The sequence below is a fragment of the Rhizobium vallis genome, from assembly GCF_003985155.1.
Lineage (GTDB): Bacteria > Pseudomonadota > Alphaproteobacteria > Rhizobiales > Rhizobiaceae > Rhizobium > Rhizobium vallis.
On record NZ_ML133689.1, the window covers coordinates 158723 to 181886 of the forward strand.

General features: G+C 61.4%; 12 protein-coding genes. 6 read left to right on the plus strand and 6 right to left on the minus strand.

Translation table 11 applies throughout. The features are described 5' to 3' along the window. Positions 1-634 precede the first annotated feature (634 nt). Both EFQ99_RS13910 and EFQ99_RS13915 read left to right on the plus strand, forming a co-directional pair. Entirely contained in the window at positions 635-9154 is an 8520-nt protein-coding gene (locus tag EFQ99_RS13910; RefSeq protein WP_126921606.1) for a glycoside hydrolase family 94 protein, read from the plus strand. A 99-nt stretch (positions 9155-9253) separates the two neighbouring features. Continuing rightward, positions 9254-10492: an OpgC family protein gene (locus EFQ99_RS13915; protein ID WP_126921607.1), complete on the plus strand. Its 1239-nt coding sequence runs from the start codon at positions 9254-9256 to the stop codon at positions 10490-10492. 55 nt (positions 10493-10547) lie between these two features. Here the strand turns inward: EFQ99_RS13915 and EFQ99_RS13920 are convergent, their stop codons facing one another. Both EFQ99_RS13920 and EFQ99_RS13925 read right to left on the minus strand, forming a co-directional pair. Beyond that, on the minus strand, positions 10548-10901 hold the full coding sequence (locus tag EFQ99_RS13920) for a VOC family protein (protein ID WP_126921608.1): 354 nt from the start codon (positions 10899-10901) through the stop codon (positions 10548-10550). A gap of 457 nt (positions 10902-11358) precedes the next feature. Further along, complete coding sequence (locus tag EFQ99_RS13925; protein WP_126921609.1) at positions 11359-13122, minus strand: glucan ABC transporter ATP-binding protein/ permease; 1764 nt, start codon at positions 13120-13122, stop codon at positions 11359-11361. 325 nt (positions 13123-13447) lie between these two features. Between EFQ99_RS13925 and EFQ99_RS13930 the strand changes: the two genes are divergently transcribed. The 3 genes from EFQ99_RS13930 (at position 13448) to EFQ99_RS13940 (ending at position 18636) form a co-directional block, all read left to right on the plus strand. Further along, the gene (locus EFQ99_RS13930; protein ID WP_126921610.1) at positions 13448-14188 is read left to right on the plus strand and encodes a helix-turn-helix transcriptional regulator; all 741 of its coding nucleotides are present in this window, start codon (positions 13448-13450) and stop codon (positions 14186-14188) included. Positions 14189-14361: 173 nt separating this feature from the next. Beyond that, the gene (gene pyc, locus EFQ99_RS13935; protein ID WP_126921611.1) at positions 14362-17826 is read left to right on the plus strand and encodes a pyruvate carboxylase; all 3465 of its coding nucleotides are present in this window, start codon (positions 14362-14364) and stop codon (positions 17824-17826) included. 237 nt (positions 17827-18063) lie between these two features. Next, the gene (locus EFQ99_RS13940) at positions 18064-18636 is read left to right on the plus strand and encodes an NADPH-dependent FMN reductase (RefSeq protein ID WP_126921612.1); all 573 of its coding nucleotides are present in this window, start codon (positions 18064-18066) and stop codon (positions 18634-18636) included. A gap of 72 nt (positions 18637-18708) precedes the next feature. Here the strand turns inward: EFQ99_RS13940 and EFQ99_RS13945 are convergent, their stop codons facing one another. The 4 genes from EFQ99_RS13945 to EFQ99_RS13965 form a co-directional block, all read right to left on the minus strand. Next, positions 18709-19470, minus strand: a complete 762-nt coding sequence (locus tag EFQ99_RS13945; protein WP_126921613.1) for an amino acid ABC transporter ATP-binding protein — start codon at positions 19468-19470, stop codon at positions 18709-18711. Beyond that, positions 19467-20147 carry an amino acid ABC transporter permease gene (locus tag EFQ99_RS13950; protein WP_126921614.1) on the minus strand — a complete coding sequence of 227 codons (681 nt, stop codon included), beginning with the start codon at positions 20145-20147 and terminating at the stop codon, positions 19467-19469. The genes EFQ99_RS13945 and EFQ99_RS13950 overlap by 4 nt, the downstream gene beginning before the upstream one ends. A gap of 199 nt (positions 20148-20346) precedes the next feature. After that, complete coding sequence (locus tag EFQ99_RS13960) at positions 20347-21120, minus strand: amino acid ABC transporter substrate-binding protein (protein ID WP_126921615.1); 774 nt, start codon at positions 21118-21120, stop codon at positions 20347-20349. 151 nt (positions 21121-21271) lie between these two features. After that, positions 21272-22222, minus strand: a complete 951-nt coding sequence (locus EFQ99_RS13965; protein ID WP_208722755.1) for a DMT family transporter — start codon at positions 22220-22222, stop codon at positions 21272-21274. A gap of 130 nt (positions 22223-22352) precedes the next feature. Between EFQ99_RS13965 and EFQ99_RS13970 the strand changes: the two genes are divergently transcribed. Next, positions 22353-23129, plus strand: a complete 777-nt coding sequence (locus EFQ99_RS13970; RefSeq protein WP_126921617.1) for a DeoR/GlpR family DNA-binding transcription regulator — start codon at positions 22353-22355, stop codon at positions 23127-23129. Positions 23130-23164: the final 35 nt, after the last annotated feature.

Consider the following 23164-nt stretch of genomic DNA (forward strand, 5'->3'; position numbering starts at 1 on the left):
CAATCATCATTCTTCTCTACCTTTTTCACGCTGTATAGAGGGCGTCGCATCGAATTTATTCGCGCGACGTGCCAGAATTCTTGTTGTATTTTGGCTGCGCAGGATTGCTGCGCTCTTCTTGTTACATCGGCAATTGACCGTCAGGCAGGCGGAGTAAGCTCTGTTCCGCAGACGGCCAAACCGCATCGGGCGCATGATCCAGCGATCATGCGCCTTTCCTTTGTCTGAAATCGAAGAGCTCTTGTGTTGTCGGAACCAGATGGCCGGTAATTCCGTCATCCCCGCCGACCGGAGAAACCCACCCGAGGCCGCGGCGCATATCTCTTGACTTGAATTATTCCGATGGTGTCCAAATTTTCGCCATGGCTTTCGCAGAGAGGAAACCTAGCCATTCGCAAACGCCTGGTCATCAAGCATGTCGCGTAACGTGTGCAGCGGTTTGCGATCACGACATGCGCAAAACCAAAGGACCTCAAGCGCGGCAAATCTGAAAGATCGCGACACGTTTCAGCGTCATTTATCCCGCCTTCGTCGATCTTCGAAGAATCGGGCTCCGTTCATGTAGCAGTCATGATAAGCAGTGCAAAAGGCTGAGCAAAACAGCCATAACTTTGTTTGGATCCAGAACCGAACCATGTCCATTTCCAATCCTTCTCCGAGCCTTTCGCGCGAATCCGATACGAAGCAGATCGATCACAACGATTCGATCCGCTCGACCTACCTTTCCATCGAAGATATCAAGGCGATGGGCGATGCAGTCGCCCGCAACGGCGTCGACCAGCTGCCGGCTTTCGCCCCATTCGATTTCTTCGCGCGCCATAAGGAAAACGAGAAGGAGATCCTGCGCGTCTACCGCACCACGGCAACGGATGTCGAAGCCGGCGAGACCATCACACCGGCGGCAGAATGGCTGCTGGACAATCACTATATCGTCGAAGAGGCTATCCAGGAGGTGCGGCGCGACTTCCCCCGCCGCTTCTACCGCGAATTGCCGACCATGTCCGTCGGCGGCGTCGAGGTGCCGCGCACTCTCGTGCTTGCCTGGCTCTACGTCGCTCATACCCACAGCACGATCTCGCAAGAAAGCCTGACGGCGCTGGTCGACGGCTTTCAGGCCAACGAAACGCTCAGGATCGGCGAGCTCTGGGCGTTGCCCTCACTGGTGCGCTATGTGCTCGTGGAAAACCTTCGCCGCATTTCGAGCCGCGTCGAAGCGAGCCGCCGCCTGCGCCGCCGCGCCAACGAAGCGGCCGATGAGCTGGTGCGCCTGAGCGATCCCACAAAAGCCAATGCCTATCTGAAGACGCTGGAGCCGCTCGCCGAGGACAATACCTTCTCGACGCAGTTCCTTTACCGCCTGCGCGACGGCTCGCAGACCTCGAGCCTTGCGATCACCTGGCTCGACGAGCGGCTGGAAGAGCTTGGCCGCAATACCGAAGAGGCGACGACGGCCGAACACAGCCGCCTCTCCTCCGGCAATGTGACGATGGGCAACATCATCCGCAGCCTTCGCGAGATCGACGATACCGAATGGTCGGTCTGGGTCGAGCAGGTGAGCCATGTCGACAAGCTGCTCTGGGAGCATTCGGACTACGGCATCCTCGATTCCGGCTCGCGCAATAAATATCGCAAGCAGATCGAGAAGCTGGCCAAGCGTTCGCCGCTGACGGAAATGGAAATCGCCCAGCTGGCGCTCGACATGACCGATGCCGCCAAGGCTTCGGGCGAGCCGCAGCCGCATGAACCGAATGTCGGCGGCTTCCTGTCCGGCGCGCAGCGGCCGAAGCTCGAGGCGCGGGCGAGCTACCGCCCGACAATTACCCAGTATTTCGTGCGCGCCGTTCGCCGGTTCAACTGGCTGTCGATCGCCGTGCCCGTCATGCTACTGACGATCATCGCCATGGCGATCGTCGGCAAGTTCATGGCGAATGCCGGCATGGGGGCGGCCGAAATCGCCGTCCTGCTGATCATGTTCTCGCTGCCGGCGTCGGAAGGGGCGACCGGTCTCTTCAACACCGTGCTTTCCTTCTTCGTGACGCCGGCGCGCCTCGTAGGCTACGAGTTCAAGGAAGGTATTCCGGAGGATGCGCGCACGCTGCTTGTCGTGCCCTGCCTGATCTCGAACCGCGACAGCGTCGACGACCATGTGCGCAACCTCGAGGTTCATTATCTCGCCAATCCGCGCGGCGAAATCTATTTCGCGTTGCTCAGCGACTGGCCGGACAGCGATGCCGAGGAAACGCCCGCCGATCTCGAGGTTCTCGACTATGCCAGGCGCGAGATCGCCAATCTTTCCGCCCGCTATGCCTATGACGGCAAGACGCGTTTCTACCTGCTGCATCGCCGCCGCCTCTACAATCCCTCCGAAGGCGTGTGGATGGGCTGGGAGCGCAAGCGTGGCAAGCTGCACGAACTGAACATGCTGCTCCGCGGCGACCGCGACACGAGCTATCTGCCGGGCGCCAATGCCGTACCGGCCAACGTGCAATATGTCATGACGCTCGATGCCGACACGCGCCTGATGCGTGACGCCGTCACCAAGCTCGTCGGCAAGCTCTATCATCCGATCAACCGCCCGGTCATCAATCCGAAAACCGGCCGCGTCGAAAGCGGTTATGGCGTCTTGCAGCCGCGTGTCACCCCGTCGCTGACGACGGGCAAGGATGCGTCGGTCTTCCAGCGCGTCTTTTCGATCAACCGCGGCCTCGATCCTTATGTCTTCACCGTTTCCGACGTCTATCAGGATCTCGCCGGCGAAGGCACCTTCACCGGCAAGGGCCTCTATCATGTCGATGCCTTCGAAGCTTCGCTGAAGGGCCGGATCGAAGAGAATTCGGTGCTCAGCCACGATCTGCTCGAAGGCTCGATGGCGCGCTGCGCGCTCGTCACCGACCTCGAGCTGGTGGAGGATTTCCCAATCCGCTACGAGGTGGAAACCTCGCGCCAGCATCGCTGGGCGCGTGGCGACTGGCAGCTCCTGCCCTATATGTTCAATCCGAAATACGCCGTCACGGCGCTCGGCCGCTGGAAAATGTTCGACAACCTGCGCCGTTCGCTGACGCCGATCGCGTGGTTCTTCGCCTCCGTTCTCGGCTGGTATCTCATGGGTCCGCTCGGCGCGCTCGTCTGGCAAATTCTCCTGATCTTCTGCCTCTTCGTCGCACCGACCCTATCACTCATCAACGGCATCATCCCGCGCACCAGCGATATCGTCGCCCGCGCCCATCTCTACACGGTCTGGTCCGATATCACCGCCGCCAACGCGCAGGTTGCGCTGCGCATCATCTTCATCGCCGACTCGGCCTGCATGATGGCGGATGCGATCGGCCGTTCGCTCTATCGCCTGTTCGTCAGCCGTAAGCTAATGCTGCAGTGGCGGACCGCCGCCAGTGTCCAGGCCGGCGGCCAGGGGACGCTGATCTCCTACTACAAGGCGATGTGGCATGCTCCGGTGCTGGCGCTGCTGGCGCTCGGTTTTGCAGCCCTTCCCGGCGGCAGCGCCTTCTTCGTCGGTATTCCCTTTGCGTTGCTGTGGATCCTGTCGCCTGTCGTTGCCTGGTATGTCAGTCAGTCGGCGGAGACCGAAGACCGGCTCGAGGTCGCCGATTCCGTGTCGAGCGAACTGCGCAAGATCGCCCGGCGAACCTGGCGTTATTTCGAGACCTTCACGACGGCCGAACAGAACTATCTGCCGCCGGACAATATCCAGGAAACACCGCATGTCATCGTCGCGGCGCGCACCTCGCCGACCAATATCGGCGTCTATCTGCTCTCCGTCGTCTCCGGCCGGCATTTCGGTTGGTTCTCCTTCGAGGAGACGCTCGAGCGGCTGGAGCAGACGATCGCGACGATCGACAGAATGGAGAAGTTCCGCGGCCACCTCTTCAACTGGTATCACACCGATACGCTGCAGACGCTTGGGCCGCGTTATGTCTCGGCCGTCGACAGCGGCAATCTCGCCGGTCATCTGATTGCCATATCGTCGGCCTGCCGTAACTGGGCCGAGGCTCCGTCGGCCCATATGCAGGGCAATCTCGACGGTGTCGGCGATACGGCCGGCATTCTCGGCGAGGTGCTCGCGGACCTGCCGGATGACCGCAAGACCGTGCGCCCGCTGCGCCGGCGGCTGGAAGAGCGCATCGTCGGCTTCCAGAACGCGCTTGCTGCCGTCAAGCGCGAGCACGAATTCGCTTCGATTCGCATCATCAACCTCGCCGTTCTCGCGCGTGACATCGAGAAGCTCGCCGCCAATCTCGACCATGAGGTCAAGTCGAAGCAGAGCGAAGAGGTCACCCAATGGGCGGCGTCGCTGGTGAAGGTCTGCGAGGCGCATATATCAGACAGCACCTTCGACCTTTCCAAAGTCGATGCGCTGCGGCCACGCCTGGTGGCGCTGCGCGACAAGGCTCGCGACCTCGCCTTCTCGATGGATTTCGGCTTCCTGTTCCGGCCGGAACGACGCCTGCTGTCGATCGGCTACCGAGTCGAAAGCGGCGAACTCGACCAGGCCTGCTACGACCTTCTGGCTTCGGAATGCCGCCTGACCAGCCTCTTCGGCATCGCCAAGGGTGACCTGCCGACGGAGCACTGGTATCGCCTCGGCCGTCAGGTCGTGCCTGTGGGTTCACGTGGCGCGCTGGTTTCCTGGTCAGGCTCGATGTTCGAATATCTGATGCCGCCGCTCGTCATGCAGGAGCGCGGCGGGGGTATCCTCAACCAGACCAACAATCTTGTTGTTGTCGAGCAGATGAATTACGCCCGCAAGCTCGGCATTCCGTGGGGCATTTCGGAAGCGGCCTTCAATGCCCGCGACCATAACCTCAATTATCAGTACACGAATTTCGGCGTGCCGACGCTCGGCCTGAAGCGTGGCCTCGGCCACAATGCCGTCATCGCGCCTTACGCATCGCTGCTCGCGAGCCAGTACGACCCGCCAGGCGCGCTCGAAAACCTGCAGAGGCTGCGCAAGGTCGGCGCACTCGGCAAATTCGGCTTCCATGATGCCGTCGACTTCACGCCGACGCGCGTGCCGGAAGGCAAGAAATGCGCGGTGGTCTACAACTATTATGCCCACCATCACGGCATGTCGATCGCGGCCGTCGCCAACGTCGCCTTCAACGGCCATCTGCGCGAACTCTTCCACTCGGATCCCGTCATCGAGGCGGCCGAACTGCTGCTGCAGGAAAAGGCGCCGCGCGACATTCCGGTCATGAGCGGCAAGCATGAATCCGATACGCCGGCCAGCATCCAGGATGACCTGTTGCGGCCGGAGCTTCGCAAGATCAGCGATCCGGCTTCGCGCGAGCGCGAACTCGTGTTCCTGTCGAACGGCCATTATTCGCTGATGCTGACGGCGACAGGCGCCGGTTATTCCCGCTGGAACGGTCTTTTCGTTTCCCGCTGGAAAGCCGATCCGACCGAAGATCGCTGGGGCAGCTTCATCTTCCTGCGCGATACCGCCACCAATGAATGGTGGTCGACGACATCAGAGCCGAAGGGTGTCGAAGGCGAAAAGATCAAGGTCGAATTCGCTGACGAGAAGGCGCAGTTCACCAAGACGGTCGGCGATCTGACGAGCGAGGTGGAGTGCATCATTGCGACCGAGCATGATGCCGAGGCCCGCCGCGTCACCCTGCTCAACATGGGTGGGGAGGACCGTTTCATCGAAGTCACGTCCTACCTCGAGCCTGTCATCACCTCCGACGACACCGACAATGCGCATCCGGCATTCGCCCGGATGTTCGTCAAGACCGAGATCGGCAAGCGCGGCGACGTCATCCGAGCGGAACGCAATAAGCGCGATCCGAACGAGCCGAATATCAGCATCGCGCATCTGATCGTCGACAATGCCGGCGACACCCGCCACACAGAATTCGAAACCGACCGTCGCAAGTTCATCGGCCGTGGCCGCAGCCTTGCCGATGCCGCCGCTTTCGATCCAGGCGCAACACTTTCCGGCAGCGACGGCTTCGTGCTCGATCCCGTCATGTCGTTGCGCCGCACCGTGCGTGTGCCGGCCGGCAAGAAGGTCAGCGTGTTCTTCTGGACAATTGCGGCGCCGACCCGCGACGAGGTCGACAAGGCGGTCAACCGCTACCGTCATCCCGACGCCTTCAATCACGAGCTCGTCCAGGCCTGGACGCGCACGCAGGTGCAGATGCGCCATGTCGGCGTCACCTCGCAGCAGGCGGCAGCCTTCCAGCATCTCGGCCGCTACCTCGTCTATCCCGACATGCAGCTGCGCAGCGATCAGGCGACCGTCGAGGCCGGCCTGCAATCGCAATCGGCACTTTGGCCGCTGGCGATATCAGGCGACTTCCCGATCTTCACGCTGCGCATCAACGACGACATGGATCTCGACATCGCCCGCGAGGCGCTGCTGGCCCAGGAATATCTGCGCTCGCGCGGCGTCACCGCCGATCTCGTCATTATGAACGAACGCGCCTCTTCTTATGCGCAGGACATGCAGCACGCGCTCGACGCCATGTGCGAAAACGTGCGCCGCATGGGCCAGGCCGACGGCCTGCGCCAGCATATCTTCGCTGTCCGCAAGGACCTGATGGAGGAGGCCACCTATCACGCGCTGATCGCGGCTTCCCGCGTCACCCTGCATGCGAAAAATGGCAAGGTGGTCGACCAGATCAACCGCGCCGTGGCGCTGTTTGCACCCTCCAAGGAGGAGCTGCAGGAGATGGAACGGGCAGAGCGCGCCAAGCCTCCGGTCAAGCGTATTGCGCCGGTGCCGCCACCTGTCGTGCCTGCCGTCGTCATCGAGGAGGAAGGCGATCTCGACTTCTGGAACGGCATCGGCGGCTTTGCCCGCGACGGGCGCGAATATGTCGTTCGTCTCGCCGGCGGCGATGCGACGCCGCAGCCCTGGATCAACGTCATCGCCAACGACAAGTTCGGGTTCCACGTGTCGGCGGAAGGGGCGGGCTTTACTTGGAGCGTCAACTCGCGCGACTACCAGCTGACCTCCTGGTCGAACGATGCGGTGGTCAACCGTTCGGGTGAAGCGCTCTATCTCGCCGATCTCGACAGCGGCGCCGTCATGACGCCGTTCGCAGCACTTTCCCGTCGGCCGGACATCCGTTTCGAAGCCCGCCACGGGCTCGGCTATTCCGTCTTCTCCAGCATCCAGAACGATATTGCGCTGGAACTGACGCAGACGATCGCCCGCGAAAAGCCGGTGAAACTGCAGCGTCTTCGGCTGCGCAATACCGGTTCGACCGGCCGCAGGCTGCGCCTCTATGGTTATGTCGAATGGATCCTCGGCAACAATCCGGGCCGCACGGCGTCATTCATCGTGTCCAGGCATGACGAGGAGACGGGCGCGCTGTTTGCCACCAATCCCTACAGCATCGATTTTTCCAACCGCACCGCCTTCTTCGCGGCGAGCGAGACGCTTTCGAGCTTCTCGGCAAGCCGGCGCGAATTCATCGGCAAGGCGGGAACGATCCACGCGCCGCAGGCCGTCACCTCTGCCGCCGTCCTTTCCGGCACGACGGAACTGGACGGCGATCCGGCCGCGGCTCTTGCGATCGACATCGAGCTCGCAGCCGGCGAGGAGCGCGACTTCACCTTCTTCCTCGGCGATACCGGGACGGAAGAGGAAGCGCGCGCCGTCATCGCCGATATCCGCAAGGCTTCGTTCGATGATGCCGTCGAGGCGAACCGCGCCTTCTGGCAGGATTTCACCGGCAGGCTGCAGATTTCGACGCCGGACCGTGGGATGAACAATCTCATCAATACCTGGCTGCCCTATCAGAGCCTCGGCTGCCGCATCATGGCCCGCACCGCCTTCTACCAGGCAAGCGGCGCCTTCGGCTTCCGCGATCAGTTGCAGGACACGCTGGCCTTCGTGCTGCACGAGCCCGCGATCGCCCGCCGGCAGATCCTGAACGCCGCCTCGCGCCAATTCCGCGAGGGCGACGTGCAGCATTGGTGGCTGCCGGGAACGGGTGCGGGCGTTCGCACGATGATCTCCGACGATGTCGTCTGGCTGAGTTATGCAATCCACCATTATTGCAGCGTCACCGGCGATAAGAGCGTGCTCGACGAGGAGCTTGCCTTCCTGGAAGGCCCGGCCCTTCTCGAAGGCCAGCACGACTCCTTCTATAAGCCGGAGATTTCCGAGGATAAGGCGAGCGTCTACGAACACGCGGCGCTGGCGCTCGATCTCGCCATCGCCCGCAAGGGGAAGAACGGCCTGCCGCTGTTCCTCGGAGGCGACTGGAACGACGGCATGAACCGCGTCGGCATCGGCGGGCGCGGCACCAGCGTCTGGCTCGGCTGGTTCCTGGCGGGTGCATTGCGCTCCTTCATCCCCTATGCCGAAGAGCGTGGCGATACAGCGCGTGCGGAGCGCTGGTCGGCGCATCTCACCGAATTGAAGAAGGCGCTTGAAACCGCGGCCTGGGATGGCGGCTACTACCGCCGCGGCACGTTCGACGACGGTACGTTGCTCGGCTCCAAGGAAAGCCCAGAATGCCGGATCGATTCGATCGCGCAGTCCTGGAGCGTGCTATCAGGCGAGGGCGATCCAGACCGGGCCGTCAAGGCGATGGATGCCGTGCTCGATCAACTGGTCGACGAAGATGCCCGCATCATCCGGCTGTTCACTCCGCCTTTCGTCAATTCCGCCAGGGATCCCGGCTATATCAAGGCCTATCCGCCCGGCGTGCGCGAAAACGGCGGGCAATATACCCATGCCTCGACCTGGGTGGTGATGGCGCTGGCGGAGCTGAAGCGGGGCGACGACGCCTTCCGCTGCTTCCAGATCCTCAACCCGATCACCCATGCGCTCGACAAGGCTTCGGCGGAGCAATACCGCGTCGAACCCTATGTCGTGGCGGCCGATGTCTACGGGCATGATCCCTATACGTCGCGCGGCGGCTGGACCTGGTACACAGGTTCCGCCGGCTGGCTCTACCGCGCCGCGGTCGAAGGGATTCTCGGCATCCGCCTGAAGGCGGGCCGGCTTTATGTCAAGCCGGCGCTTCCTTCGGAATGGGACGGATTTGCGGCAGAGGTGGAGCAGGGCGGCGGCAAATACCGCATTTCGGTCTCAAAAGCGTCCAATGCCAGCGGCTACACTCTGTCGATCAACGGCAGCGAAGTCACCGATCCCGAAGAGGGATATCCGCTCGGATAAAGCGTTCTCCACGCTGAAAAATTCGGCGATTCGCGACGGCCAAAAGGGAACCCTTTTGGCCGTCGTCGCGTTTGCAAATCGGATAATAAGGAGAGACCCATGGCAAGCACGCCGACCGAAGCCGTCGTCACTGGGCGCAGTTCCATATCCGCAGCTGCGCCAGCGCGTGACACGAGGCTCGACGTCTTGCGTGGCCTGGCTCTGATCATGATCTTCATCAATCATGTTCCCGGGCAGATCTTCGAATATGCAACGACGAAGAATTTCGGCTTTTCCGATGCCGCCGAGGCCTTCGTGCTGATCTCGGGCATTGCTGTCGGTCTTGCCTATGGTTCCCGCTTCGAGCCGGGCAATCGACTCAGGATGGCGATCAAGGCGACGAAGCGCGCCTTCACGCTCTACCTCGCCCATATGATCACCACCTTCATGACGCTGGCGCTCTTCATCTCAGGCTCCTGGCTGTTCCACCGGCCGGGCTTGCTGGTTGAAATCAATATCCTGGCGGTTCTGATGAACCTGAAGGAAGGCATCCCGGCGCTGCTGCTGCTGGGCCACCAGATCGGTTACAACAATATCCTGCCGATGTATGGCGCGTTGATGCTGATGGCGCCGGTCATCCTGCTCCTCAACGAGCGAAGTCCGCTTCTGGCGCTCGCCGTCTCGGCCACGGTGTGGCTGCTTGCCGGCATCTACCAGGTGGCGCCGCACAACATGCTGATCGAGGGCTACTGGTTCCTCAACCCGCTCTCCTGGCAGTTCCTGTTTTCGATCGGCATCGTCTCGATCTTGCATATCAAGCGCGGCGGCACGATCCCGCGGCATCCGCTACTGCTTGCTGCGGCTGCCGGTTATGTCGCTCTATCCTTCGTCTGGGTGACGGGCCAGCTCTGGATTTTCGGCAACTCGCTGGCAGCCCTTGGCCTGCCCACCGTTATCACCGGCTTCGACAAGACCTTCCTGTCGCTGCCGCGGCTGCTGCATGTGCTGGCGCTGACCTATCTCGTGATCAGCATTCCGGCGTTCTCGCGGATACTGCGCCGTCCGGCGGACAATCCGCTGACCATCCTCGGCCGGCATTCGCTGAACATCTTCGTCGCCGGCACGATCCTCGCCATGATCGGCCAGGTGGTGCTCTATATCACCAACAAGGATCCGCTGGTCGGCCCGCTCTTCGTCATCATCGGGATCGCGACCCAGTTCGCCTATGCCTATTATCTCGAGCGCAAGCGCCGGCAGGGCAAGGTCAAGGCAAAACCCGTCACCGAAACCGCAACAGTTCCCGTTCCCGTCCGCATCAGCGGAACCGCAAATGCCTATCGCCGGAACGACCGGAAATAAGGATCAGCCCGCCAGCCGATCGACAGCAATGAGCCGGTGGCCGATCGCCGCCGGCTCAATTTTTATGGACGAGAATATTCACCAGCTTGCCGAACGGATCGCGCACGTAAAAACGCCGGACACCCCAGGGCTCGTCGGCCGGGCCGTACTCGATCGGAAAGCCTGCCGCCGACATCGCCTCGAAGGCGGCATCGAGGTCGTCCACCTCGATCGATAGGTCAGGCACCGGCGTTCCCGAACCGCCTTCGCTGGCAATGCTGAGCTGGCCATTCATCGGCCTGGCCGCGCCGAACGTGGTGATCCAGCCGTGATCCATGGTGACGTCGAGACCGAGGATATCCTGATAGAAGCGCTTGGCTGGAGTGATATCCGCTGCCTGGATATTGGCGACGATGCGCAGGACCTTCATGGGTTTCTCCCAGATGATGGGTGACAGCCGGAGGTTAGGGAAGATCGGTGCGATGATCAATCCGCCCTGGAGGCGGAGGCGTTGCCGCGTGTGATGCCCCCGGCTGCCTGCCGGACATCTCCGCACAAGCGCAAAGCCCGGATACATACCTCACAGATTTCGGGGACATACCTGACAGATGTTCGGAGACATGCTTGACACTTCCGGAGTGGTTTCTCGGGAGGTCGGTATGGTTTTGCGGTTGAGCGATCGTGGATGAGTGTTTTGAATTCTGCCGGCTGGCCGGGCTTGAGGGGACGAACTTTCACTGCGCTTTGGCATGAGTCGGCTGACCGGCTATGTCTGGCCGTAGCACCTGAGGGCGGGTGAACCGGTGGAGGACCACTCCCAGGGCTCAAAGCAAACAAAAAGGCCGGAAGGAGTTACCTTCCGGCCTCTATCTTGAAACCTGAACCGATCAGGCGGCTTCGGTCGTGTGAGCCTTGCGGACCTCTTCGTCGGTCAGGATGCCGCTGGCGCGCAGCAGCGCGGCGAAGCGGCCGTTGCTGTGGCTGAGCTCATCGAAGCTGCCCTGTTCGACGACGCGGCCGTCATCGAGGAAGAGCACCATATCGGCTTCGCGGACCGTCGACAGGCGGTGGGCGATGATGAAGGTGGTGCGGTTCTGACGCAGATTGTCGATCGCGGCCTTGACGCGGGCTTCGGTCTCGACGTCGAGCGCCGAGGTCGCCTCGTCGAGCACCAGGATCGGCGCGTCCTTGAGGATGGCGCGGGCAATCGCGATGCGCTGGCGCTCGCCGCCGGAGAGCTTGTTGCCGCGTTCACCGACATGCGTGTCGTAACGATCCTCACGGGTCTCGATGAAGTCGGCGGCGGCGGCGGCTTCGGCCGCACGGCGCATTTCCTCTTCGCTGGCGCCTTCGCGGCCGAGGCGGATGTTGTCGCTGATCGAACGGTTCAGCAAGCCTGCATCCTGGAAGACGGTGGCGATGTGGCGACGCAGCGACTTGCGGGTCACCTTGGTGATATCGGTGCCGTCGACGAGGATCTGGCCGCCCTGGGCGTCGTAAACACGCTGCAGCAGGTTGACGAGCGTCGTCTTGCCGGCGCCGGTCGGGCCGACGATCGCGACCGTCTGGCCTGCCTTCACCGAGAAGGAGACATTGTGCAGGCCCTGCGAGCTGTTGCCGAAGCCGAAGGAGACGTCGCGGAATTCGATCGCACCCTTGACGTCCTTGATCTCGCCGTTGCCGGCCGGCTCTTCGCGGTCACGCACCGAGTCTTCGAGGGCGTAGAATTCCTCGAGCTTGGAACGGGCCTCGAAAATCTGCGTGGCGAACTGGCGCATCAGGTCGAGGCGGCCGATCAGCAGGTTGGCGAAGCCGATGAAGGCGATGACGTCGCCGACGCGCAACTGGCCGGACTGAACGAGCATGGTGCCGATGATCAGGACCACCATCATCGCGATGGTCGAAGCCATGCGGTTCAGCGCGCTGGCGATCGCCCACCAGTCGAGCACCGGATACTGGGCTTCGAGCAGACGGTCGGCGAAGGACTTCAACGCCCGGGTTTCAGCCTCGATGCGGTTGTAGCTGTGCAGCACCGAAACGTTGCTGATCGAGTCGCTGACATGCGAGAAGACGGTGTGATAGTGGTTCTCGACCGAAGCCTGGCCGTCTTTGGTGCGGCTCATGACGACGCGGCCGATCAGCCAGTAGGCGATGCCGAGCACCATGAGGACTGCGGAAAGGCGCAGGTCCATCGACATTGCAGTCGGGATCAGCAGCGCAAGCGCGATCACCGTCGACAGGTGGTTGCGCATGAATTCCAGCCAGAGGCCGAACAGCGTTTCGCAGGCGCGCAGCAATGTGTGCAGCGCGTTGGAGGTGCCGCGCTGATGGTGCCAGCCAAGCGGCATCGAAATGATGCGGCCGAAGGCTTCCGTCAACAGCGTCGCCCGCCGGCCATGGGCCAGCCTGTCGGCCTCGCGGGCCACCAGGACGAAGGCAATGGTGTTGAAGACGGCGAAAGTCGCCCACATGAAGAGGATAGGCTTGACCTCACCCTTGCCCGAAATCGCATCGATGATGCGCCCGAACAGGATCGGCTCCGCGATGGTAATCGTCGCCAGAACGATGTTTGCGACCACGACCAGGGATACGCGCAGCTTGTAGGCGCCAAGATAGCGCAGAGCTCTTGCATAGACCTTGAATAGCGTCACGTGGAACCTCTTGTGCATCTGCGAAAAACGGGATGATGCGATGCTACTAAAGGCTACCTGAACCGGCGATTAACGGAGCATTCAGGGTTCAAACGAGCAGGATGATTAACGCGAACGTACTATCAGAGGGTGCGACGAGATGACTATGGCGTGGAAATTGCCGCTTAGGTATATGTCGCGGCAATTTGCGCTTGCATTTTAATCAATGTTTAGCACAGCATTAAATTAGAGACTGCATTTTATTGTAGAAGACCGTTTCGCGACCAATCTGAAAAGCCGCCGACGGCCTCGATGCGGACATCGGGTCCGGGCAAGGGCAATTTTTGTGAATATTAATTCCTTAATTCAATTACTTGTAATTCTCGAGGAATGCTCGAAGCCCGAGGCCCTCGTCGGCGAGCTGGAGCAGGTCATTCGGGCATGCGGCTTCGAATATTACAGCCTGTCGCGCCATTCGCAGCAGAATCCGGAACCCTGGGCCGGTATGCTTGCCGGCCGCTGGCCGGAACAATGGCAGCAGATATATGCCGCTAAAAAATATCTCCTGGTCGATCCGATCGTCCGTTATCTCGGCCATGCGCAGCGGCCGTTCCGCTGGCGGGAGAGCATGGCGGCCTTCCGCAAGGATGGGCACGAGCGGCGCATGGAGCAGATGATGGTCGATGCCTTCGGCCACGGGCTGGAGGACGGCTACATCTTTCCGGTCCATGGACGCAGCGGTATTCTCGGTGGCCTCAGCATCAGCGGCAAGCCAGTCGAGCTGTCGCCGGTGGCGATCTCCCTGTTCGAGGCGGTGGCGCGCAAGGCCTTTTGGCGGTTGCTCGATTTGAAGGGCGAGGCACAGGCGCTGGAAACCGTGCTGCCGGCTGAAACGCCGCTGACGCGGCGCGAGATGGAAATCCTGCGTTATCTCGCAGAAGGCATGACCTCGATGGAGATCAGCAAGATGCTGAAGATCTCAAACCACACCGTCGACTGGTATATGAACGGCCTGCAGGATAAACTGAAGGCTAAAAACCGGCAGCAGGCGGTGGCTCTCGCCTTCCGCCATGGCCTGATAAGCTAGGTTTCTTTCATCCTTGTCGCCAAAGCCGCCGGAGACCGCTGGCCGGCATGCATTGGCATGGCGAGAAAGTGCATTTCGCAGTCGCAAGAGAAATTGAACTTCTCGTGACAAGAAGTTAAGAATTTTCTTCGCGGGTGCAGCATGCCCGTGTCTGAACGACGGAGGAGACCGTTTTGCCCATATCCAAGATACTCGTTGCCAATCGCTCCGAAATAGCCATCCGCGTGTTCCGCGCGGCCAACGAGCTTGGAATAAAAACGGTGGCAATCTGGGCGGAGGAAGACAAACTGGCGCTGCACCGCTTCAAGGCGGACGAGAGCTATCAGGTCGGCCGCGGCCCGCATCTTTCGCGCGATCTCGGGCCGATCGAAAGCTATCTGTCGATCGACGAGGTCATCCGCGTCGCCAAGCTCTCCGGCGCCGATGCCATCCATCCGGGCTACGGCCTGCTGTCGGAAAGCCCTGAATTCGTCGACGCCTGCAATGAGGCCGGCATCATCTTCATCGGTCCGAAGGGCGATACGATGCGCCAGCTCGGCAACAAGGTTGCGGCGCGCAACCTGGCGATTTCGGTCGGCGTGCCTGTCGTGCCGGCAACGGAGCCGCTGCCTGACGATATGGCCGAAGTGGCGAAAATGGCGGAAGAGATCGGTTATCCCGTCATGCTCAAGGCCTCCTGGGGCGGTGGCGGGCGCGGCATGCGCGCGATCCGCGATCCGAAGGATCTCGCCCGCGAGGTGACCGAGGCCAAGCGCGAGGCGATGGCCGCCTTCGGCAAGGACGAGGTCTATCTCGAAAAGCTCGTCGAGCGCGCACGCCATGTCGAAAGCCAGATCCTCGGCGACACCCACGGCAATGTCGTGCATCTCTTTGAGCGCGACTGCTCCATCCAGCGCCGCAACCAGAAGGTCGTCGAGCGCGCGCCGGCACCTTATCTCTCGGAAGCGCAGCGCCAGGAGCTTGCCGCCTATTCGCTGAAGATCGCGGCGGCGACCAATTATATCGGCGCCGGCACCGTCGAATATCTGATGGATGCCGATACCGGCAAATTCTACTTCATCGAGGTCAATCCGCGCATCCAGGTCGAGCATACCGTGACCGAAGTCGTCACCGGCATCGACATCGTCAAGGCGCAGATCCACATTCTCGACGGTTTTGCGATCGGCACGCCGGAATCGGGCGTTCCCGCTCAAGCCGACATTCGTCTCAACGGCCATGCGTTACAATGCCGCATCACCACCGAAGATCCCGAGCACAACTTCATCCCGGACTACGGCCGCATCACCGCCTATCGCTCGGCATCCGGCTTCGGCATCCGTCTTGACGGCGGCACCTCCTATTCCGGCGCCATCATCACCCGCTACTACGATCCGCTGCTCGTCAAGGTGACGGCCTGGGCGCCGAACCCGTCCGAAGCGATTTCCCGCATGGACCGGGCGCTGCGCGAATTCCGTATTCGCGGTGTCGCCACCAACCTGACCTTCCTCGAAGCGATTATCGGTCACGCGAAGTTCCGGGACAACAGCTATACGACCCGCTTCATCGACACGACGCCGGAGCTCTTCCAGCAGGTCAAGCGCCAGGACCGCGCGACGAAGCTGCTCACCTATCTCGCCGACGTCACCGTCAACGGCCATCCCGAAGCCAAGGACAGGCCGCGGCCGCTTGAAAACGCTGCCCAGCCGATTGTTCCCTATTCCAACGGCAATAGTGTGAAGGACGGTACGAAGCAGCTTCTCGATACGCTCGGCCCGAAGAAATTCGGTGAATGGATGCGCAACGAGAAGCGTGTGCTGCTGACCGATACGACGATGCGCGACGGCCACCAGTCGCTGCTTGCCACCCGCATGCGCACCTACGACATCGCCCGCATCGCCGGCACTTACGCGCATGCGCTGCCGAACCTGCTGTCGCTCGAATGCTGGGGAGGTGCGACCTTCGACGTCTCCATGCGCTTCCTGACCGAAGATCCGTGGGAGCGGCTGGCGCTGATCCGCGAGGGCGCCCCGAACCTTCTGCTGCAGATGCTGCTGCGTGGCGCCAATGGCGTCGGCTACACCAATTATCCCGACAATGTCGTCAAATACTTCGTCCGCCAGGCGGCGAGGGGCGGCATCGATCTCTTCCGTGTCTTCGACTGCCTGAACTGGGTCGAGAACATGCGGGTGTCGATGGACGCGATTGCCGAGGAGAACAAGCTCTGCGAGGCGGCGATCTGCTATACCGGCGATATCCTGAACTCGGCTCGCCCGAAATACGATCTGAAATACTATACCGACCTCGCCGTCGAACTCGAAAAGGCCGGCGCGCATATCATCGCGCTGAAAGACATGGCCGGTCTCTTGAAGCCTGCGGCGGCGAAGGTTCTGTTCAAGGCGCTGCGCGAGGCGACCGGCCTGCCGATCCATTTCCACACGCATGATACATCGGGCATTGCGGCGGCAACCATTCTTGCCGCGGTCGAGGCCGGTGTCGATGCCGTCGATGCGGCGATGGATGCGCTGTCGGGCAATACCTCGCAGCCCTGTCTCGGCTCGATCGTCGAGGCGCTCGCCGGCTCCGAGCGCGATCCGGGTCTCGATCCGGAATGGATTCGCCGCATCTCCTTCTACTGGGAAGCGGTGCGCAACCAGTATGCCGCCTTCGAAAGCGACCTCAAGGGTCCGGCGTCGGAAGTCTACCTCCATGAAATGCCGGGCGGCCAGTTCACCAATCTCAAGGAGCAGGCCCGTTCGCTCGGTCTGGAGACCCGCTGGCACCGGGTGGCGCAGGCCTATGCCGACGCCAACCAGATGTTCGGCGATATCGTCAAGGTGACGCCGTCCTCCAAGGTCGTCGGCGACATGGCGCTGATGATGGTCAGCCAGGATCTGACGGTTGCTGACGTCGTCAGCCCGGATAGGGAGGTCTCCTTCCCGGAATCGGTGGTTTCGATGCTGAAGGGCGATCTCGGCCAACCGCCGTCGGGATGGCCGGAGGCGCTGCAGAAGAAGGCGCTGAAGGGTGACAAGCCCTATACGGTGCGTCCCGGCTCGCTTCTCAAGGAGGCTGACCTCGATGCCGAGCGCAAAGCTATCGAGACCAAGCTGGAGCGCGAGGTCAGCGACTTCGAATTCGCCTCCTACCTGATGTATCCGAAGGTCTTCACCGACTTTGCGCTCGCCTCTGATACATACGGCCCAGTCTCGGTGCTGCCGACGCCCGCTTATTTCTACGGCCTGAAGGACGGCGAGGAACTGTTTGCCGATATCGAAAAGGGCAAGACGCTCGTCATCGTCAACCAGGCGATGAGCGCGACCGACAGCCAGGGCATGGTGACCATCTTCTTCGAGCTCAACGGGCAGCCGCGCCGCATCAAGGTGCCGGACCGGGCCCATGGGGCGACGGGTGCTGCCGTTCGCCGCAAGGCCGAGGTCGGCAATGCCGCCCATGTCGGCGCGCCGATGCCTGGCGTCATCAGCCGCGTCTTCGTCTCGTCCGGCCAGGCCGTCAATGCCGGCGACGTGCTGGTCTCCATCGAGGCCATGAAGATGGAAACCGCGATCCATGCCGAAAAGGATGGCACGATCTCCGAGGTGTTGGTGCGCGCCGGCGATCAGATCGACGCCAAGGACCTGCTCGTCGTTTACGGCGGGTGAGCAATTCGGCTGCCGGGGCGATCAAAGGTCGCTCCGGCAGCATTCCCTCCCATCACTCGATTGTGCGCGGCTGGTCAATCAGAACGCGTGATTTTTAGACGTTTCCCCGCGTCTCCGACTTGCCTTGCATGGCGCTTGTTTCCTAGAAACAATTCGGCCTATAGCCTGAAAGCGCTATGCGCCATTTCAAGGAGCGTTGCGCTCCAGGGAACCCGCCATTCAACAGGAAAGAACCCCATGAGCCAGCTGAAAATCGCCGTCATCGTCGGAAGCACGCGTATCGGCCGCTTTGCCGATCACCCCGCTCAATGGATTGCCGAAACTGCCGGAGCGCGCTCCGAGCTTGCTGTCGAGGTGCTGGATCTTCGTGATTATCCGCTGCCGTTCTTCGGCGAGGCCCGTGCAACCGAGGCGGAAAACGAGACCGCTGAGCGCTGGAAGAAAAAGCTGCGTGAATTCGACGGCTATATCTTCACCGCGGCGGAATATAATCACGCGCCGACCGCCGTTCTGAAGAATGCCATCGATCTCGGTGAATTCATCCACAAACCGGTTGCCTTCGTCGGTTACGGCGGCGTCGGCGGCGCGCGTGCCGTCGAGCACCTGAGGCTGATCTTCGTGGAAATGGGTGCCGCCTCGGTGAAAACGGGCGTGCACATCGCCTTCAGCGAATATCTGAGCGTGCTGAAGGAAGGCAAGAGCCTCGGCGATTACCCGCATCTCAACGAGGCGGCCAAGAACCAGCTCGACCAACTCATCTGGTGGGGCAATGCGCTGAAGGCTGCGCGCTCGGTCATTACCGCGGCCTGAGGCAGCTCGCGCCGAAGCGTCCAGAAAAACACCCAAGGCGTCTCACGTGAATCATGATTCACGTGAGACGCTTCAGATATCGTAGGTATGGGCGGCGTTGATCGTCGAGATGAAGCGCTTGGTGCGTTCGCGCTCCGGCGCATTGAAGATCGCCCTTGCGCTGCCTGTTTCCACCACGCTTCCGGCTTCCAGAAAGACGACGTCGTTGGCGATCTTGGAGGCGAGCCGGAGATCGTGGGTCGCCATGACCATCGTCGTGCCCTCGCGGGCAAGCCGGCCCAGCACGTCGACCACCTCGGCAGAAAGCTCCGGATCGAGCGCCGAAGTCGGTTCGTCGCAAAGCAGGACGCGCGGTGAAGGAGCAAGCGCCCGGGCGATCGCCACACGCTGCTGCTGGCCGCCCGAGAGTGTCGAAGGCCAGGCATCGGTCTTGTGCGACATGCCAACCTTGGTCAGCAGCTCGCTGGCGCGCTCACGCGCCTTTTCCCTCGGCCACTTCAAGACCGTCACCAGCCCTTCCATGACGTTCTCGATCGCCGTCTGATGCGGGAAGAGCTGAAAATTCTGGAAGACCATGCCGGTCTGGCGGCGGATCTTCTGGATCGCCTGCCAGCTCGTTCGTTTGTCGGGCGCGAAGGAGAGCGTCTCCTCCCCGAGGCGAATGGCGCCTGATGTCGGGATCTCGAGCAGGTTGATGCAGCGCAAGAGCGTGCTCTTGCCGCCGCCGGACGGCCCGACCAGCGCGGTGACGCTGCCCTCGGGAATGCGGATGCTGATGTCCTTCAGGATGACGGCTTCGCCGAAGCGCTTTTCGATGTTGGAAAGCTCGATCATGCATTTGCCTCCAGCATGCCGCCATAACGCGCGAAGCGCCGTTCCAGCCGCACCTGCAGCTGCGAGAGGACGGAGCTGAGGACGAGATAGATCAGCGCCGCCTCGATATAAAGGATCAGTGGCTCATAAGTGGTGGCGACGATGCGCTGCGCCGCCTGGAAAAGCTCCGGCACGGTGATGGCGGCTGCAAGCGATGTATCCTTCACAAGCGAGATGAAGGTGTTCGACAGTGGCGGCACGGCGACGCGGGCGGCCTGCGGCAGGATGGTGCGGCTCATCGCCTGACGCCAGCTCATGCCGATCGAATAGGCGGCCTCCCACTGACCCTTGGGCACGGAGGAAATGACGGCGCGGATGATCTCGGAGCTGTAGGCGCCAATATTCAAGGTAAAGCCGATCAAGGCGGCGGGAAAGGCGTCGAGCAGGATGCCGAGGCTCGGCAGGCCGTAGAAGATGACAAAGAGCTGGACGAGCAGCGGTGTGCCGCGGATGACCCAGACATAGGAGCGCGCGATGGCAGCGACAGGCGCCGGCCCGAAGAGCCGAGCGATCGCGGTGGCGAGCCCGAGAGCCAAGCCGAAGATAAAGGACAGCAGGGTGAGGGGGATCGTGAAGATCAATCCCGCCCAGAGGAGCGAGGGAAGCGATTCCACCATCAGTTGGAGCCAGTGCGCCAAGGGAGTTCCCTCTCGTGGGTTGGTACGTTGAAGTGGAATACCCCTCCCCAACCCCTCCCCACAAGGGGGAGGGACTTATCGGAGGCCCGGGCGTACCAAATAGCGACCGTACTGTTAGCTGAAAGGCTGTTTTGAAATAAGAACAGCGCGGCATCGAAGCCCCTCCCCCTTGTGGGGAGGGGTTGGGGAGGGGTTTAACTTACTTCGAAACGTCCTGACCAAAATACTTGTCGGCGATCTTCTTGTAAGTGCCGTCGGCCTTGATGTCGGCGAGCGCCTTGTTGATCGCTTCAAGCAGCTCCGGCTCGCTCTTGCGGATGATGACGCCGGAGTAATCAGCATTTTCCTGCTCGGCGACGATCTTCACCGGCGCGTCCGGCTTGTGCTTCTTGAAATCGAGGAAGGAAAGGCTGTCGTTGATCGTGGCGTCGGCGCGCTTGGTCAGCACGAGCTGGATCGACTGGTCGAAGCCATCGGTGCCGACGAGTTCGGCGCCGGCTTCGGTTGCGAGCTTGCCGAAGTTGCTGGTCAACGACTGGGCGGCCTTCTTGCCCTTCAGATCGGCGAAGGTCTTGATGCTGTCGTCGCCGTCGCGGGCGATCAGCACGGCCTTGGAAGCGATATAGGGTTCAGAGAAATCATATTTCTGCTTGCGCGCCTCGGTGATACCGACCTGGTTGATGACGGTGTCGTAGCGCTTGGCGTCGAGGCCGGCGATCAGGCCATCCCACTTGCCTTCGACGAACTCGGCCTTGACGCCGAGCTTGGCGGCGATAGCTTGGCCGATCTCGACGTCAAAGCCGACGAGCTTGCCGCTTTCGTCATGATAGGTGAAAGGCGCATAGGTGCCTTCGGTGCCGATCTTGAAGACGCCGACCGATTTGATGGCGGCGAGGTTTTCGCCGGCATGGGCGGGCAAGAGGGCGGCAGCCTGAATGAGAGCGGCGGCGGCAACGGTTTTCAACCAATTCATTTTCTATCCATCCTTGGGAGGTTGTCATCGGATGAGCGATACTTTGCAGAAAACTAGGGCGCCGGAAGCGTAGAAAACTGCGAATAAAACCAGCAACTGCGAATATTTTTCTCAAATGGCTGCTTGAACGACGAATCCGATAAAAAAGGCATCACGCTGTGATGCGACGGCGCAGCCTTTCGCTGACGACGATGATCAATCCGGCGCCGAGGATCAAAGCAGCGCCGACAACCACGTTGGGGGTGGGGATATCGGCCCAGATGAGATAACCGAGCAGGAAGGCCCAGACGAGAGAGCTATATTCGAATGGCGCAAGCACGGAGACGGGCGCCTGACGCATGCCCTCGAAAAGGGCGAACTGGGCGCAGCCGGCAACGACGCCGGTGGCGATCAGAAGGGCAAGCTGCGTCATATCGGGGGTCTGCCAAGTGTAGAGGACGGCAATGCCGGTCATACCGAGAAAAAAGACATTGGAAACGGTGAGCTGAATAATGGTCTTCCCATGCAGCGAGGTCTTGCGCAGCAGCACCATGGCTGAGGCCCAGAGGACGGCGGCCTGCAGCGCCAGATAAACCGGCCAGGAAATCTTGAGGCCGACCGGATTGCAGGCGATCAGGACGCCGACGAAACCAACGCCGACGGCCAGCCAGCGTGCCGGCGTAACCTCCTCCTTCAGGACGAACCAGGCGAGCGCGGTGCCGACGACAGGTGCGGCGTAATAGAGCGTCGTAACTTCGGCGAGCTGCAGGCGGCTTGCGGCGGAATAATAGGAAAGCCAGGCGCAGAGAAGAAGGATGCTGCGGGCGATCATCGGCTTGATGATCGGCGATGTCATTGCCTGATGAACGACCTTGCCGCGGCCATAGGCGAGGCAACCGACGAAGATCGTGAGACTGCGGAAAAATAGGATCTGCCAGACGGGAATGCTTGAAGTCAGGATCTTGATGATCGCGTCATGGAAGGTGAACGCCATATAGGCGACTGTCGTGAGCAGGATGCCCAGGCTTGTGGAGTTTTTCACGGGGAGAACGCACCAGGTGGCGGATATGCCGGTGGGAATCGGGAATAACCAATCGATATTCCCGCCTCCTGGACCGGTCAATAGGGCATATTCGCTCCAACCGTGAGCTTTGTTTCAGGATGTCAGAAAACGTGTGATCGTGCATGTTGCCTGCACGGTCGTAAGCGTTTATGCACGTTCTCGGTATTTCAGATATTAACCCGGTAGGAACATGCAGGATTTTCTGTTGCGAGAGCGCCAAGGGGTGATTTCCGAGAGGCTGCGGCTGAACGGCCGTGTGCTGGCGGCGGAACTTGCGCTCGAATTCGGCGTCTCCGAGGATACGGTGCGGCGCGACCTGCGTGAAATGGCGGCTGCGGGGCTCTGTGAGCGGGTCTATGGCGGCGCGCTGCCGGTTTCGCCGGCGCATGGAAGCCTGACGCAGCGCGTGGGCTTTGCCGCCGACCGCAAACAGGCGCTGGCGCGTGCTGCGGCAAAGCAGATCGCCGCAGGTTCGTGCGTGTTCTTTGATGCCGGCAGCACCAATCTGGCGATTGCCAATGCTTTGCCGGCCGAGCTTGAACTGACGGCCGCGACCAATGCGCCGGCGATTGCCGCCGCGCTCATCGACAAGCCTGCCGTCAACGTCATCGTGATCGGCGGAATGGTGGACCGGCAGACGGGCGGTTCGCTCGGCGCCAAGGCCTTGCGGGATATGGAGCAGATTTCGCCCGATCTCTGCATTCTCGGCGCCTGCGGCGTCGATCTCGAGGCCGGCATCACCGTGTTCGGCTTCGAGGATGCGGAACTCAAGCGATTTGCCACATCACGAAGCAAGAGGGTGTTGGTGGCTGCAACCTCGGAGAAATTCGGCACGGCTGCCCCTCATAGCATCCTGCCGGTTTCCCATTGCGAATGCCTGGTCGTCGAGCACGATGCCGATCCGGCCATTCTCGACCGCTACCGCGAGCGCGGATGCAGGACTGTTATCGCCGAGAAAATGAACTGAGGCGTCACCATAGAGTTTAGGGAAACCGGGCGCGA